This window comes from Winogradskyella sp. (assembly GCF_013213835.1).
Taxonomy (GTDB): Bacteria; Bacteroidota; Bacteroidia; order Flavobacteriales; family Flavobacteriaceae; genus Winogradskyella.
This window is the reverse complement of sequence record NZ_JABSSU010000002.1, coordinates 110,937-129,158: the sequence shown is the minus strand read 5'-3', so window position 1 is coordinate 129,158 and position 18,222 is coordinate 110,937. Positions and strand designations below refer to the sequence as shown.

The following is an 18,222-nucleotide window of genomic DNA, read 5'->3' as shown; positions in this document are numbered from 1 at the left end:
AGAAATAAACTTTACTCTATAGAAGAAGCTTCAGCTTTACTAAAAGAGATTACATACACTAAGTTTGATGCTTCAGTAGATTTAGCTGTAAGATTAGGTGTAGATCCACGTAAAGCCAATCAAATGGTTCGTGGTGTGGTTTCTTTACCACATGGTACAGGTAAAGACATGAAGGTTCTTGCATTAGTAACTCCAGATAAAGAAGCCGAAGCAAAAGAAGCTGGTGCTGATTATGTCGGGTTAGATGAATACTTACAAAAAATTAAAGACGGTTGGACAGACGTTGACGTTATCGTTACTATGCCAAGCGTTATGGGTAAGTTAGGACCATTAGGTAGAGTATTAGGACCAAGAGGTCTTATGCCAAACCCTAAGACAGGTACAGTAACTATGGATATAGGTAAAGCTGTAAGTGAAGTAAAAGCAGGTAAAATTGATTTTAAAGTAGATAAAACAGGTATCGTACATGCTCCAATTGGTAAGGCATCTTTTAGTGCTGAAAAATTAGTTGGAAATGCAAATGAGTTACTTTCTACATTAATAAAATTAAAACCAACTGCTGCTAAAGGTACTTATGTAAAGAGTATTTACATGTCAAGTACTATGAGCCCAAGTATAGCAATTGATACAAAAATAGGATAGTAGTTAAACTTAGAATATTATGACAAGAGAAGAAAAATCCCTAGTAATTGAAGAGTTAACTGCTCAATTAGCTGAAAACACAAATATCTATTTAACTGATATTTCTGGATTGGATGCAGTAGATACTTCAAAATTAAGAAGAGCTTGTTTCAAATCTAACATTAGATTATCGGTTGTAAAGAATACACTTTTAGAGAAAGCAATGGAAGCATCGGAAAAAGATTTCGGTGAGTTGCCAACAACTTTAAAAGGAAATACATCTGTAATGTATTCTGAAACTGGTAATGCTCCAGCAAAGGTGATTAAAGAGTTTCGTAAGAAATCTGAGAAGCCTTTATTAAAAGGTGCTTTCATTGAGGAGGCAATTTACGTTGGGGACGAGTTGTTAGATACACTTGTAGAAATTAAGTCTAAAGAAGAACTTCTTGGAGAGATTGTTACAATCTTACAATCGCCTGCTAAGAATGTTATTTCAGCACTTAAGTCTGGTGGAGGAACAATCGCTGGTTTAGTTAAAACATTATCTGAAAGAGAAGGATAATAAGAAAAGAAACACACACAAATTTTATAAAACACACATTAAAACAATAGAAAAATGGCAGATTTAAAAGATTTCGCAGAACAATTAGTTAACTTAACAGTAAAAGAAGTTAACGAATTAGCAACTATATTAAAAGATGAGTACGGTATCGAGCCTGCTGCTGCTGCTGTTGCAGTTGCTGCTGGTGGAGCTGCTGGAGCTGGTGAGGCTGCAGAAGAGCAAACTGAATTTGACGTAATCTTAAAAGCAGCTGGAGCTTCTAAGTTAGCAGTTGTAAAATTAGTTAAGGAATTAACTGGTTTAGGATTAAAAGATGCTAAAGGTTTAGTTGACGATGCGCCAAGCACAATAAAAGAAGCAGTTTCTAAAGATGAAGCTGAAGGCTTAAAGTCTTCTTTAGAAGAAGCTGGAGCTGAGGTTGAGCTTAAGTAAGCTCGGTTTAGCCAACAACATAAGGTTTAGGTCTGGAGAAGCTCTCTGAGACCTAAACCATTTTGTGTATATAAATGTTATATACACTTTTTATATTTTTTTTAATAAAAATCTCGTTCATCAATGTTAGCAAAAAAAGCTGAAAGAATTAATTTCTCTTCTATTGTAAATAGAACAGATTACCCAGACTTTTTGGACATCCAAATAAAATCTTTCCAAGATTTTTTCCAATTAGACACAAAGTCAGAAGAAAGAGGAAATGAAGGTTTATACAATACCTTCATGGAGAATTTCCCAATCACAGACACGCGTAATCAATTCGTATTAGAATTTTTAGATTACTTTATTGATCCACCAAGATACTCAATTGAAGAGTGTATCGAAAGAGGATTGACTTACAGTGTACCATTAAAAGCAAGATTGAAATTATATTGTACAGATCCTGAGCATGAGGATTTCGAAACAATAGTTCAAGATGTATATTTAGGTACAATACCTTATATGACACCAAGCGGAACATTTTGTATAAATGGAGCTGAGCGTGTTGTTGTATCTCAGTTACACAGATCTCCAGGTGTATTCTTTAGCCAATCGTTCCACGCAAACGGAACAAAATTATATTCTGCAAGAGTAATTCCTTTTAAAGGATCTTGGATAGAATTTGCTACAGACATTAACAGTGTAATGTATGCTTACATTGATAGAAAGAAAAAGTTACCTGTAACAACACTTTTCCGTGCAATAGGATTTGAACGAGATAAGGATATTTTAGAAATATTCGATCTAGCGGAAGAAGTTAAGGTTTCTAAATCTGGATTAAAGAAAGTTATCGGTCGCAAATTGGCGGCACGTGTACTTAACACATGGCACGAAGATTTCGTTGATGAAGATACTGGTGAAGTAGTATCTATTGAGCGTAACGAAATTGTTTTAGATCGTGATACAATTATAGACAAAGATAATATTGAAGAAATCCTTGAAGCTGAAGTAAAAACGATTCTTTTACATAAAGAAAGTGCGCAGCAAGGAGATTACGCGATAATTCACAATACATTACAAAAAGATCCAACAAACTCTGAAAAAGAAGCTGTTGAGCATATCTATCGTCAATTACGTAATGCAGAGCCGCCAGATGAGGAAACTGCACGTGGTATTATTGACAAATTATTCTTTTCTGACCAACGTTACTCCTTAGGTGAAGTAGGTCGTTATAGAATGAACAAGAAATTAGGTTTAGATATCGGAATGGATAAGCAAGTACTTACTAAAGAAGATATCATAACTATTATTAAATATTTAATTGAGCTTATCAATTCTAAAGCAGAGATTGATGATATCGATCACTTATCTAACCGTCGTGTGCGCACAGTAGGTGAACAATTATCTTCTCAGTTTGGTGTTGGTTTAGCTCGTATGGCTCGTACTATCCGTGAGCGTATGAACGTTCGTGATAACGAAGTCTTCACACCAATTGACTTAATTAATGCAAAGACATTATCTTCTGTAATTAATTCCTTCTTTGGTACAAACCAGTTATCTCAGTTTATGGATCAAACCAATCCATTAGCAGAGATTACTCATAAACGTCGTTTATCAGCTTTAGGACCTGGAGGTTTATCTAGAGAAAGAGCAGGTTTCGAGGTTCGTGACGTTCACTACACACACTACGGAAGATTATGTCCTATTGAAACACCAGAAGGTCCAAACATTGGTTTGATCTCTTCACTTTCAGTATTTGCTAAAGTGAATTCAATGGGTTTCATTGAAACTCCATATAGAAAAGTAGAAAATGGTGTAGTTGATATCGCAAATGCACCAACATATTTAAGTGCTGAGGAAGAAGAAGATATGATGATTGCTCAGGCAACTGTCGAGGTTGATGATAAAGGAAAAGTAACTCACGATAAAGTTATTGCGCGTCAAGAAGGTGATTTCCCAGTTGTTGAACCAACTAGTGTAAATTACACTGACGTTGCACCAAATCAGATTGCTTCTATTTCGGCTTCATTAATTCCATTCTTAGAGCATGACGATGCAAACCGTGCGTTAATGGGATCTAACATGATGCGCCAGGCAGTTCCATTATTAAGACCTGAAGCACCAATTGTAGGTACAGGATTAGAGCGTCAAGTAGCTAAAGATTCTAGAGTTCTTATCAATGCAGAAGGTGAAGGTACTGTTGAGTATGTAGATGCTGAGAAAATCATCATAAAGTATGCTCGCACAGAAGAAGAAGCCATGGTAAGTTTTGATAGCGATACTAAAGAATATCCTTTAGTGAAGTTTAGAAAAACAAATCAAGGAACTTCTATCAACCTTAAACCGATTGTAGAAAAAGGTGATAAAGTTTCTAAAGGACAAGTTTTATGTGAAGGTTATGCAACTCAAAATGGTGAGTTAGCATTAGGTAGAAACATGAAAGTTGCCTTCATGCCTTGGAAAGGTTATAACTTTGAGGATGCAATTGTAATTTCAGAGAAAGTTGTAAGAGACGATATCTTTACATCTATTCATATTGATGAATATTCATTAGAAGTAAGAGATACAAAATTAGGTAACGAAGAATTAACGAACGATATACCAAATGTTTCTGAAGAGGCTACAAAAGACTTAGATGAAAATGGTATGATTCGTATTGGTGCAGAGATTAAGCCAGGTGATATTTTAATTGGTAAGATTACACCAAAGGGTGAATCTGATCCTACACCAGAAGAAAAGTTACTTAGAGCTATTTTTGGAGATAAAGCAGGTGATGTAAAAGACGCATCATTAAAAGCTTCACCTTCATTAAATGGTGTTGTAATAGATAAAAAACTATTCGCTAGAGCCGTAAAAGATAAGCGTAAGAGAGCTCAAGATAAGGAGGATATCGAAGCATTAGAAAATGCATACGATAATCGTTTTGATGACTTACAAGCTATTTTGGTTGAGAAACTATTTGCTATTGTAAATGGTAAAACTGCTCAAGGTATTTATAATGATTTAGGTGAAGAGATTATTCCAAAAGGAAAGAAGTATACCTTAAAGATGTTAAATGCTGTAGATGATTATACGCATTTAACTTCTGGTAAGTGGACGACTGACGATCATACAAATGCTTTAGTTGCAGATTTAATTCATAACTATAAGATTAAAGAAAATGATCTTCAAGGAGCATTACGTAGAGAGAAATTTACAATCTCTGTAGGTGATGAGCTTCCAGCAGGAATCATCAAATTAGCAAAAGTTTACATCGCGAAGAAACGTAAACTTAAAGTAGGAGATAAGATGGCAGGTCGTCACGGTAACAAAGGTATTGTGGCACGTATCGTTCGTCAAGAAGATATGCCATTCTTAGAAGATGGAACACCTGTAGATATCGTACTTAACCCACTTGGTGTACCTTCTCGTATGAACATTGGTCAGATTTATGAAACTGTTCTTGGTTGGGCAGGTCAAGATTTAGGTAAAACGTACGCAACACCAATTTTTGATGGTGCTACATTAGACCAAATCAATGCATATACAGATGAAGCTGGTATCCCAAGATTCGGACACACATATTTATATGATGGTGGTACTGGAGATCGTTTTGACCAACCGGCAACTGTAGGTGTTATCTACATGATTAAGCTTGGTCATATGATTGATGATAAAATGCACGCACGTTCTATAGGACCTTACTCATTGATTACTCAGCAACCTCTTGGTGGTAAAGCACAATTTGGTGGTCAGCGTTTTGGTGAAATGGAGGTTTGGGCACTTGAAGCATATGGTGCATCAAGTACACTTCGTGAGATCTTAACTGTAAAATCAGATGACGTTATTGGTAGAGCAAAAACATACGAAGCTATCGTTAAAGGTGAACCAATGCCAGAACCAGGACTTCCAGAATCATTCAACGTACTTATGCACGAATTGAAAGGTTTAGGATTAGATATTAGATTAGAAGAATAATTAAAAGTCAGCAGTAAAAAGTAAGCAGTATTTCTGCTGCTTACTGAAAACTGTCTACTGAATACTAAAAAAGTATGGCAAGAAGACAAGATAAAAATACAGTACAGAAATTTAATAAAATTTCTATCGGTTTAGCATCACCTGAATCTGTTTTGGCAGCGTCTCGTGGTGAAGTATTAAAGCCAGAAACAATTAACTATAGAACACACAAACCAGAGCGTGATGGTTTGTTTTGTGAGCGTATTTTTGGTCCTGTAAAGGATTACGAATGTGCTTGTGGTAAGTATAAGAGAATCCGTTATAAAGGAATCGTTTGTGATCGATGTGGTGTTGAAGTTACTGAGAAAAAAGTACGAAGAGATAGAGTAGGTCACATTAACTTAGTAGTTCCTGTTGCTCATATTTGGTATTTCCGTTCGTTACCAAACAAAATAGGTTACTTATTAGGTTTACCATCTAAGAAATTAGACATGATTATCTATTATGAGCGTTATGTTGTAATTCAACCAGGTATTGCAATGAATGCTGAAGGTGAACCTGTTCAAAAAATGGATTTCTTAACTGAAGAAGAGTACTTAAATATTTTGGATACACTTCCACAAGAAAATCAATATTTAGAAGATACAGACCCAAATAAGTTTATTGCTAAAATGGGTGCTGAGTGTTTAATTGATATTTTAGCTCGTATCGATTTAGATGAGTTATCTTATGACTTAAGACACAAAGCAAATAACGAAACGTCTAAGCAACGTAAAACTGAGGCATTAAAACGTTTACAGGTTGTTGAAGCGTTTAGAGATTCTAACAAAAACAGAGAGAATAAGCCAGAATGGATGATCATGAAGGCTATTCCTGTAATTCCACCAGAATTAAGACCATTAGTGCCTTTAGATGGTGGACGTTTTGCGACTTCAGATTTAAACGATTTATATCGTCGTGTAATTATCCGTAACAATCGTCTTAAGAGATTAGTGGAGATTAAAGCTCCAGAAGTAATCTTACGTAATGAAAAACGTATGTTACAAGAATCAGTAGATTCATTATTTGATAACACACGTAAGTCTTCAGCTGTAAAAACAGATTCTAACAGACCATTAAAATCATTATCAGATTCATTAAAAGGTAAGCAAGGACGTTTCCGTCAAAACTTACTTGGTAAGCGTGTTGATTACTCTGCACGTTCTGTAATTGTTGTTGGTCCAGAATTAAAATTATTCGAATGTGGATTGCCAAAAAATATGGCAGCAGAACTTTATAAACCTTTTATCATTAGAAAACTTATTGAAAGAGGTATTGTAAAGACGGTAAAATCTGCAAAGAAAATTATAGATAGAAAAGAGCCTGTAGTTTGGGATATCTTAGAGAATGTTCTTAAAGGACATCCAGTATTATTAAACCGTGCTCCTACTTTACACAGACTCGGTATTCAAGCATTCCAACCAAAGCTTATCGAAGGAAAAGCAATTCAGTTACACCCATTAGTGTGTACTGCATTTAACGCGGATTTCGATGGTGACCAGATGGCGGTGCATTTACCATTAGGACCAGAAGCAATATTAGAAGCGCAATTATTAATGTTAGCTTCTCATAATATTCTTAACCCTGCAAATGGTTCGCCAGTAACAGTACCTTCTCAAGATATGGTACTTGGTCTTTACTATATGACTAAGTTACGTAAGACTGATGAGCAATTAACTATTAAAGGTGAAGGATTAACATTCTACTCACCAGAAGAAGTAACTATTGCTTACAACGAGAAGAAAGTAGACCTTAATGCTGGTATTAAAGTAAGAACTAAAGACTTTAATGAAGAAGGAGAATTAACTACTCAAATTATAGAAACAACTGTAGGTAGAGTATTATTCAACGAAAAAGTACCAGAAGCTGCAGGATATATAAATGAAGTATTAACTAAGAAATCACTTAGAGATATTATTCATGGTATCTTAAAAGTAACTTCAGTTCCTGAAACTGCTGCATTCTTAGATGAAATTAAGACTTTAGGATACAAATTTGCATTCCAAGGTGGTTTATCATTTAGTTTAGGTGATATCATTATTCCACAAGAAAAGCAAGGAATGATTGATTCTGCTAATAAGAAAGTAGATGGTATTATGGGTAACTATAATATGGGTCTTATTACCAATAACGAAAGATACAATCAGGTTATTGATATTTGGACGTCTACTAACGCTGAATTAACTGAACTTTCTATGAAGCGTATCCGTGAGGATCAACAAGGATTTAACTCTGTATTTATGATGTTAGATTCTGGAGCTCGTGGATCTAAAGAACAGATTCGTCAGTTAACAGGTATGCGTGGATTAATGGCAAAACCTAAGAAATCTACTTCAGGTGGTGGATCTATTATTGAAAACCCGATTCTTTCTAACTTTAAAGAAGGTCTTTCAATTTTAGAGTACTTTATTTCTACTCACGGTGCTCGTAAGGGTCTTGCGGATACGGCTCTTAAAACTGCCGATGCAGGTTACTTAACACGTCGTTTAGTAGATGTATCTCAAGATGTAATTGTATACGAAGAAGATTGTGGTACATTAAGAGGTATTGAGGTTTCTGCACTTAAGAAGAATGAAGAAATCGTTGAAAAATTAGAAGATAGAATCGTAGGTAGAACATCTTTAAACGATGTTTACGATCCACATACAGAAGAGTTATTAGTTGAAGCTGGTGGTCATATTGATGATGTTATTGCTAAGCGTATTGGTGACTCTGCAGTAGAATCTATCGAAGTACGTTCTCCATTAACTTGTGAAGCTAAGAAAGGTATTTGTGTGAAGTGTTATGGACGTAACCTTGCTACCGGTAAAATGGTACAAAGAGGTGAAGCTGTTGGTGTAGTTGCTGCTCAGTCTATTGGTGAGCCTGGTACACAGTTAACACTACGTACATTCCACGTAGGTGGTATTGCAGGTAACATTTCAGAAGAAAACAAATTAGCTGTTAAGTTTGACGGTATTGCTGAAATCGAAGATCTTAAGACAGTTAAATCAACAGATAATGAAGGAAACGAAGTAGATGTTGTCATCTCTAGAACTTCTGAATTAAAACTTGTTGATGTTAAAACAGGAATCGTTTTAAGTACAAATAATATTCCTTATGGATCTCACATTTTCGTTAAGCCAGGTGCTAAAGTGAAGAAAGGTGATGTAATCTGTCAATGGGATCCATATAATGGTGTAATTATTTCTGAGTTTGCTGGTAAAGTGAAGTATGAAAACATCGAACAAGGTGTTACATACCAGGTAGAAATTGATGAGCAAACAGGTTTCCAAGAAAAAGTAATTTCAGAATCTAGAAACAAGAAATTAATTCCAACGTTATTAATTGAAGATAACAAAGGCGAAACAATCCGTTCATATAACTTACCAGTTGGTGCGCACATTATGATTGATGACGGAGAAAAGATTGAGATTGGTAAAATCTTAGTTAAGATTCCGCGTAAGTCAGCTAAGGCTGGTGATATTACTGGTGGTCTTCCACGTGTAACTGAGTTATTCGAAGCACGTAATCCATCTAACCCAGCTGTTGTAAGTGAGATTGATGGTGTGGTTTCTTTTGGTAAGATTAAGCGTGGTAACCGTGAAATTATTATAGAATCTAAGCTTGGTGAAGTTAAGAAGTACCTGGTGAAATTATCTAATCAGATTCTTGTACAAGAAAATGATTTCGTAAAAGCTGGTATGCCTTTATCTGATGGTTCTATAACACCAAACGATATCTTAAATATCAAAGGCCCTTCTGCAGTACAACAATATTTAGTAAATGAAGTACAAGAGGTATATCGTTTACAAGGTGTGAAGATTAACGATAAGCACTTCGAAGTTGTTGTAAGACAGATGATGCGTAAGGTTAGAATAATAGATTCAGGTGATACTATTTTCTTAGAAAATCAATTAGTACACAAGTCAGATTTCATTGAAGAAAATGATAAGATTTTCGGAATGAAAGTGGTTGAAGATGCTGGTGATTCTGAGAACTTAAAATCTGGTCAAATTGTAACTGTTCGTCAACTAAGAGATGAGAATTCAGTATTAAGAAGAGAAGATAAAAACCTAGTTTCAGCAAGAGATGCTCAACCAGCAACTGCAACGCCAATACTTCAAGGTATTACAAGAGCTTCACTTCAGACTAAATCATTTATCTCAGCTGCATCGTTCCAGGAAACTACTAAGGTATTAAACGAAGCTGCCGTAAATGGCAAAGTAGATACTTTAGAAGGGTTAAAGGAAAATGTAATTGTTGGACATAGAATACCTGCAGGTACTGGTGTTAGAGATTACGATAACATCATTGTAGGTTCTAAACAAGAGTTTGACGAAATGATGAAGGCTAAGGAAGAAATGAACTTTAACTAGAATGTTTAGTCCTGCGAAGGCAGGAACTTTTTAAAACTAAGAGCCTTCAAATAGTGTTATTTGGAGGCTTTTTTTAATAAATCAATAATCATACTTCCATATTTATGGAAGCTTAAACAAGTTTAAGATGGCAGACGAAAAAAATAATCAGAAAAAAGGGCAAATAAATATAGAATTAGACGAGAAAGTAGCAGAAGGTACATATTCTAACCTAGCAATTATAAATCATTCAGTTTCTGAATTTGTAGTTGACTTTGTCAGTATAATGCCTGGCACACCTAAGAGTAAGGTGAAATCTCGCATAATATTAACGCCTCAACATGCTAAACGTTTATTAAAGGCATTAGGTGATAACGTAACACGTTTTGAAAAAGCCCATGGTGAAATCAAGGATTATGAGCAACCACCAATTCCATTAAATTTTGGACCAACAGGTCAGGCATAAATTTGGAATTGAGTGTAGCTCGACATATTTTCACAAGCAACCACAAATTCCATTGAATTTCGGGCCAATTGATAAGGCAGGAATTTAGATTTTTTTCAGGATAGAATATAATTATAGATGAAATAAATAATAAAGCATCTAATAATTGAATATATATATCATTATTGAGTTAATATAAAAGCGTTTACGAGCTTTTTTTATATCAAAAAGGTGCATATATTATATTTGAACAATGAGTAATTAAGAAACGCTTATTTGAGAGATTTTTTCAAATAGGCGTTTTTTATTGGAGAGTTTGTATGTTGAATACGGTGATTTGATCAGGCTACATCTTTTTTGTTAAGATGAAATTTCAAAGCACCAGAAGGGCATTTTTTTATTTGTTCAATTATTTTATTTGTATCAGCTTCATCCAATTTTATCCATGGGATAACAGTTGTTCTAAATACGTCCGATAATTGTTTAGCGCATAACCCAGCATTAACGCAGTGTTTTGGCTCGTAGGTAACAGTTATATCACTATTACTGTAGGTGTTATGATTAGTTTTCATAATGTGTAGGTTTAGATTGAGGTTGATCTAATTTTCCTAGTTTGGGCTACATAAAACTAATCTAAAACACGTTTAAAAGCAAATAAAATCGATGAAATACATTTTTTTTTAGCAAATGATAATTTCCTTATTGTATAATCTATTCAAATTCTGAAGTCATATGAAAGGTTATGCTTGGATACTTTTGTTGGGTCATTTGTAGTGAGAATGCAGAATCGGCTAAAAACACCAATTGTTCTTGTTTATCTCTTGCTAAATAACGCTGTTTTACTCTTTTAAATTCTTTAAATTCTTCACTTTTTTCATCTTCAGTTTGAACCCAACATGCCTTATAAACGTTAAGATTTTCATACGAACATTTAGCACCATATTCGTGTTCTAATCTGTATTGAATAACTTCATATTGTAATGCACCAACAGTGCCTATTACTTTTCTTCCGTTGTAGTCTAAAGTAAATAACTGAGCAACACCTTCGTCCATAAGCTGATCAATTCCCTTGTAAAGCTGTTTAGCTTTCATAGGATCTGCATTGTTAATATATCTAAAATGTTCCGGTGAAAAGCTAGGAATACCTCTATAATTAAGAATTTCGCCTTCCGTAAGTGTATCGCCAATTTTAAAGTTACCAGTATCTTGTAATCCTACAATATCACCAGGATATGAAATATCTACAATTTCCTTTTTCTCAGCAAAAAAGGCGTTAGGGCTAGAAAATTTGAGCTTTTTGTTATGTCTAACATGTAGGTAAGGGGTGTTTCTTTTAAATTCGCCAGAAACTATCTTTATAAAGGCTAATCTGTTTCTGTGATTAGGATCCATATTGGCATGGATTTTAAAAACAAAACCAGAAAACTTATTTTCATCAGGTTTTACAAGACGCTCTTCTGAATTTTTAGGTCTTGGTTTTGGTGCTATTTCTACAAAGCAATCGAGTAGTTCTCTAACACCAAAATTGTTTAATGCAGAACCAAAGAACACAGGTTGTAAATCACCATTAAGATAAGCTTCGATATCAAATTCTGGATAAATACCGCTTACTAATTCAATTTCATCTCTCAGGGTACTTGCTGAATTTTCACCAACTAATTGGTCTAATTCTTCAGATTCTAAATCAGAGATTTCAATTGTGTCATTAATATGTTGTTTGCTGTCACCATCAAATAGATTGACATTCTTCTCCCAAATATTATAAATGCCTTTAAAGTCATATCCCATGCCTATAGGAAAACTTAGAGGAGTTACTTTCAGGCCTAATTTTTGTTCTACTTCATCAAGTAAATCAAAAGCATCTTTACCTTCTCTATCTAGCTTGTTAATGAAAACAATCATCGGAATGTTTCGCATTCTACAAACTTCTACAAGCTTTTCTGTCTGTTCCTCAACACCTTTAGCAACATCGATAACAACAATAACGCTATCTACAGCTGTTAGTGTTCTAAAGGTATCTTCAGCAAAATCCTTATGACCTGGTGTATCTAGAATATTAATTTTAATCCCGTTATATTCAAAAGCTAAAACCGATGTAGCCACAGAGATACCACGTTGGCGCTCAATTTCCATAAAGTCACTCGTAGCACCTTTTTTAATTTTATTACTCTTTACAGCACCAGCTTCTTGTATGGCACCACCAAATAGTAATAATTTCTCTGTTAAGGTTGTTTTTCCCGCATCTGGATGCGAGATAATACCAAATGTTCTTCTGCGTTTTATTTCCTCTATTAAGGACATACAAATAAATTTTGGCAAATATAATCAAGTTGGTTATTAATTGCTTTCTTATTGTAACCTTTACTATTGAATAAATTTAAATTAGACCATATTAATTTTTTCAGATATTAGTTTTTAAATTATAGTTTTCATTGATTAAAAATTCATCACTTTTATCGAAAACATTTACCTTTTTTCTGATTTTTTAGATTTTTAGCCTTAGTATATTAAATTTAGCAACAGAAAAGCTATTTTTGTAGCGAAGCCTCAACTCTTTAACTTACATCTTCCCTCAAATAATTGTAAATTAAATTTGTTTATTACGCTTTAACGAATATATTTGCTTTTAATCGATAAATTACGCCGCAAATATTTAGTGGATTAAAACTTTAAGACCAACGCTATTACACACATACTATGAAAATCACTACTCGATTCTCGTTTAAGTCTAAGTATTCTTTATTCTTTATTTTAATTTTTTTTATTTCATCATTGGTAAGTGCACAATGTCCTGATACTACAGCAACAGGTGATTGTGACGGAGACCTAATTACAAATAATCTTGATCTTGATGATGATAATGATGGAATTTTAGATAGTGTCGAAGATGCTAACTTAGATTTCGACAATGATCACACAACAAATCCTACTGACACAGATGGTGATACTATTCCTGATTATTTAGATTTAGATTCTGATAACGATGGTATTTACGATTTAGATGAAGCTGGCTATAGTCTTCAAGATACAAATGATGATGGTGAAATTGATATTAACGATGTTGGGTTTTCTGATGGTAATAGTAATGGTATCGATGATGTCGCTGAATTAGCATCTCCTATAGACACAGGAACTGACGGTAGTTTTGATTTTCAAAATACAGATAGTGATGGTGATGGCTGTTCTGATGCCAATGAAGCTTATGGTTATAATGGTGCCGATGGTAATGATGGTGAGCAATTTGGAATCAATGATCCTGCTACTGTAAATGGTAATGGATTAGTTATAGAAATTGGAGTTGTATATTCTTTAGGAACAAATTTTAATGTTACTGATGGTATATCTTCGGTTTGTTCGTTAGCTGTTTTGCAATGTGGTGTTATTAACTCTTTATATCAAACTCGAGGTACAGGATCAACAGCAGAAGTATTTAGACTAAACCCCTTCTTACAAGCTTATGTGCAAGTAGGGACTTTACAGAGTTCTACAAATACTAATGCTACAAATAGTTCATACAATGCGGTAACACAACTTGTTTACTCATCTCCTGCTGGTGGTAGTGTAATAAACGTATATGACCCTGCAGATAATTATAATTTTCTTGGTGTTATTAATTTAACTGGTGCATCTGCTAATACAAATAATACATTATTTTCAAATGGTAATAATGTTGGTTATGTTAACGGTGGAAGAATTGTAACCTTTGATGTTTCCGGTGTTTCGACGTATCCTGCGAGTGTTCCGGTTAGTGAGGTTGTAATTAGTGGAACATTTAGTTCCGCTGCAGATTACGATTTAGTAGGAAGTCATATTTATGGCATGTCTAATAGTTCACCACCAAGGTTAACAAAAATTGACGTATCCACTGGTGTTTCGCAAAGATTTGATTTAACAGTTGCCAATGCAACGACCAATACGGATCCATTATCCTCAAACACTTATGGTGCAGTATGGCAAGATGCACAAGGTAACTTTTACGCATTTAATAATGGTAACGGTGACATATATCAGATTACAGATGTAGCAACAGCAACGACTGGAACAAATTTTACTAAGATATTGGTAGCAGATCCTTCAGGAACTAATGATGGATTTGGTTGTGAGATAGGAAGAAACCCTTTAGATTGGGATAGTGATGGTATTGTAGATTCAATTGATATTGATGATGATAATGATGGAATTTTAGATGTTGTTGAAGATGAAAATTTAGATGGTGACAATAATCCTTTAACAAATTTCACTGATACGGATGGCGATAATATACCAGATGGATATGATTTAGATGCAGACGGTGATGGTATTCCAGACAATAATGAAGCCCAAATAACAGTTGGATATATTGTACCTAACGGTATCTATGATGCTCAAGGTCTAGATACGGCATATCCAGGAGGACTTACTCCTGTAAATACTGATGCTGTTCTTACAAATAATGATTCTGTACCTGATTATTTAGATACAGATTCTGATAATGACGGTATTAGTGATACCGTAGAAGCTGTAATCACTTTTTCAGGAGATGATGTTGATCAAGACGGACTCGACGATGCAATTGATGCTATTACTACAGGTTTGGAAGATGCAAATGGTATTATCAATGATACTGCAATCTTACAAGATACAGATGGGATTAATGATGTGGATTTTAGAGATGTTTTAGATTCAGATAATGATGGGATTGTAGACACCGAAGACATTGATGACGATAATGATGGTATTCTTGATACAGCAGAAGCAGAAGGTAGTAACGATCCACTTGGTGATGAAGATGGAGATGGTGTGCCAAACTTTGCTGATAGTAATGATAATGGTGGCACTGGTGATGGGTCAACAACTGATTATACAGACTCTAACCTAGATGGCATACCAGATGTATATGATACAGATAACGATGGTATACCGAATCACTTAGATACTGATAGTGATGGTGATGGTTGTTCTGATGCTAATGAAGCATATGGTATTAACGGATCAGATGGTAATGATGGTGAACAATACGGTTTTGGAGATCCTTTAACTCTCGGAGAAGGCGAAGTAAATGCAAATGGTACTGTAGTTAGTGCAAGTTATGGAGGTACTAATGCAGCTGTAACAGATGCAGGTGATAGTTCTATTTGTGATCAATGTCCAGATGTTATACCTACGGGTAATCCAACAGCAGCTTTATTAGCTGGTGATGTTACTTTTGATGTTAACACTGGTGGAAATGAGTTTGATCCAGCTATATTAAATTCTATTACTGTATCTGGTCAACCAAATCCTTTTACAGGAATAGCAAGGCCAGAATTAACAACTTACCAATTCGCTAACCCAGCAGCTTCAAATCAGTTTATTACAGAGCAGTTAACTACTACAAATGATATATCTGAAGGTCCTGCAATTTTTGATCCAGCACTTATTGAGGCTAATTCAAATACAAATCTTAGAAATTTCTTGGCACTTAACGGTGGAATAGTATCTACTGATTATGTTCAATTTATTTATAATGCAGAAATAACTTCTGCTTCAAATAGATATGTTGTAATTACTGAACAAGGTGGAAATAATGAGGTTACAATCCAAGCACTAGATAATAGTTTAAGCTTAATAGGAAATGCAGTTACAGTAACTGCTGCGGATTATATAGATACTGGTGTCCTTATAACTTTTGGGGTTAATGTAGAAGCTGCTATATATCCTTTAACAGCGTTAGTACCTTCAGGTACAGATGTAAAAGGTATAAGAGTTACTCAAAGTGGTGCGTCAGGTGATGGTGGAGATGGAAAAGCATTTATTTTATATGACGAAGCATTTTTAACCCCTCCACCTACAATAAATGCTGTTACTAATATTGTTCAGCCTACATGTCCTACTAATGAAGGATCTATAACTATAGATGCAACCGATAATGGAGGTGGAATTATTGAGTATAGTATTAATGGCGCGACTGGTCCATGGCAAACATCTAATGTGTTTAACAACTTAACACCAGGAACTTACACACTAGCCGTAAGATATCAATCAGCCCCATTATGTTTAGCTGAAGCTACAAATACTACTGTTTTAATTGAGTCAGGATATAATATTACCAATATCACAGCATCAGATATTACAGCTTGTAACGACAATGGAACATCTTCAGTTATTACTGACGATACATTTACATCAGACCTTACGGTTACATATGATAATGTACCGCCAACAGGAACTTTGGAAATAACAGGAGATGTAACTATTAGTATACCAGTAGGTAGTTTAGATAGTGCGACAAGTCATCTTTTTGATGATGTGGTTTTACCGGCTAATGGGGCAGACCTATCGTTTACTGCTACATTCTCAGATGCACCTTCATGTACATATACAGATTCAGCAGTGTTAACAGCTCCATATGAGTGTAGTGATGATACGTGTCTTGATATTGTACCTTCAGATAATCCAACAGCAGCTTTATTAGCAGGTGATGTTATTTTTGATGTTAATACTGGTGGAAATGAGTTTGATCCTGCGATATTAAATTCTATTACAGTTTCTGGTCAACCAAATCCTTTTACAGGAATAGCAAGGCCAGAGTTGACAACTTACCAATTCGCTAACCCAGCAGCTTCAAATCAGTTTATTACAGAGCAGTTAACTACTACAAATGATATATCTGAAGGTCCTGCAATATTTGATCCAGCACTTATTGAGGCTAATTCAAATACAAATCTCAGAAATTTCTTAGCGCTCGACGGAGGAATAGTATCTACTGATTATATTCAATTTATTTATAATGCAGAAATAACTTCTGCTTCAAATAGATATGTTGTTATTACTGAGCAAAATGGAAATAACGAGGTTACAATCCAAGCACTAGATAATAGTTTAAGCTTAATAGGAAATGCAGTTACAGTAACTGCTGCGGATTATATAGATACTGGTGTCCTTATAACTTTTGGAGTTAATGTAGAAGCTGCTATATATCCTTTAACAGCATTAGTGCCTTCAGGTACAGATGTAAAAGGTATAAGAGTTACTCAAAGTGGTGCGTCAGGTGATGGTGGTGATGGAAAAGCATTTATATTATACGATACAGCTTTTTTAACACCTCCACCTACTATAGAAGCAACAACAAGTAATGTTCAGCCAACATGTATAGTTAATCAAGGCTCTATAATTGTTGATGCTACAGATAATGGTGGTGGAACTATAGAATATAGTCTAACAAGTTTAAGTGGAACTAATGATCAAACTTGGCAAGGTTCTAATACATTTAGTAATTTGCCTCCAGATACCTATACAATAGTTGTGAGGTATCAATCTACGCCTGCATGTACAGCTATATCTACTAATCCTATTCTATTAGATGATGCGACTTGTTCATTGAGCCTAATTAAAAGCATAACAAGCATTACTTCTGCCGGTGCAACAGGTCTTTTAGATGATCAAATCGAATACACATTTACAGTAACGAATACTGGTGACGAAGATTTATCGAATATTATAGTTACAGATCCAAAAGTAGGAACGGTAGCATGTTTAGCTACAACTTTAATTCCAGGTGCAAGTACTACATGTACAGCTATTTACACAATATTGCAAAGTGATGTAGATGCTGGTGGTGTTGAGAATTCAGCGACAGCTACAGCCGAAGTTCCAGGAGGTGATACAGGAAATACGGCAGATGATATTATAGATATATCAGATGCAGGAACAGAATCAGACGGTACAACAGTTGTTGTTTCACCTGAAACCGAGGAGACATCAGATTTAGATAATGTTAATGGCGACAACAATGATGCAGACCCAACAAATGATGTTACATCATTAGTTATACCTGAAGACCCAAGCATTGAGTCAGTAAAGACAGTAGCCATCAGTAATGATGTGTTACCAGCGGGTGCGAGTTTAGGTGA

At 34.9% G+C, this 18,222-nt stretch carries 9 protein-coding genes; 7 read left to right on the top strand and 2 right to left on the bottom strand.

Translation table 11 applies throughout. The features are described 5' to 3' along the window. The 6 genes from rplA to HRU50_RS02830 form a co-directional block, all read left to right on the top strand. On the top strand, window positions 1-642 hold a 642-nt coding region (rplA, locus tag HRU50_RS02855), incomplete at its 5' end, for a 50S ribosomal protein L1 (protein ID WP_296347965.1). Between the two features lie 19 nt (window positions 643-661). Then, window positions 662-1,183 (top strand): 50S ribosomal protein L10, encoded by a 522-nt coding sequence (gene rplJ / locus HRU50_RS02850; protein ID WP_296347963.1) that lies wholly within the window; start codon window positions 662-664, stop codon window positions 1,181-1,183. Between the two features lie 54 nt (window positions 1,184-1,237). Further along, window positions 1,238-1,615 carry a 50S ribosomal protein L7/L12 gene (gene rplL, locus HRU50_RS02845; protein WP_296347961.1) on the top strand — a complete coding sequence of 126 codons (378 nt, stop codon included), beginning with the start codon at window positions 1,238-1,240 and terminating at the stop codon, window positions 1,613-1,615. A 123-nt stretch (window positions 1,616-1,738) separates the two neighbouring features. Beyond that, a complete protein-coding gene (rpoB, locus tag HRU50_RS02840; RefSeq protein WP_296347959.1) occupies window positions 1,739-5,551 on the top strand; it encodes a DNA-directed RNA polymerase subunit beta in 3,813 nt (1,270 codons plus the stop codon). Between the two features lie 74 nt (window positions 5,552-5,625). Next, window positions 5,626-9,927 carry a DNA-directed RNA polymerase subunit beta' gene (gene rpoC, locus HRU50_RS02835; protein ID WP_296347957.1) on the top strand — a complete coding sequence of 1,434 codons (4,302 nt, stop codon included), beginning with the start codon at window positions 5,626-5,628 and terminating at the stop codon, window positions 9,925-9,927. A 127-nt stretch (window positions 9,928-10,054) separates the two neighbouring features. Next, complete coding sequence (locus HRU50_RS02830) at window positions 10,055-10,372, top strand: DUF3467 domain-containing protein (protein WP_296347955.1); 318 nt, start codon at window positions 10,055-10,057, stop codon at window positions 10,370-10,372. Window positions 10,373-10,692: 320 nt separating this feature from the next. On the opposite strand, the gene HRU50_RS02825 is transcribed toward HRU50_RS02830, so the two are convergent. Together HRU50_RS02825 and HRU50_RS02820 are read right to left on the bottom strand one after the other, a co-directional pair. Next, window positions 10,693-10,923 (bottom strand): (4Fe-4S)-binding protein, encoded by a 231-nt coding sequence (locus HRU50_RS02825; RefSeq protein WP_296347953.1) that lies wholly within the window; start codon window positions 10,921-10,923, stop codon window positions 10,693-10,695. 139 nt (window positions 10,924-11,062) lie between these two features. After that, window positions 11,063-12,652: a peptide chain release factor 3 gene (locus HRU50_RS02820; RefSeq protein WP_296347951.1), complete on the bottom strand. Its 1,590-nt coding sequence runs from the start codon at window positions 12,650-12,652 to the stop codon at window positions 11,063-11,065. A gap of 396 nt (window positions 12,653-13,048) precedes the next feature. Here HRU50_RS02820 and HRU50_RS02815 point away from each other — a divergent pair. Next, window positions 13,049-18,222 (top strand): hypothetical protein (locus HRU50_RS02815; RefSeq protein WP_296347949.1); only part of this gene is annotated, 5,174 nt, incomplete at its 3' end.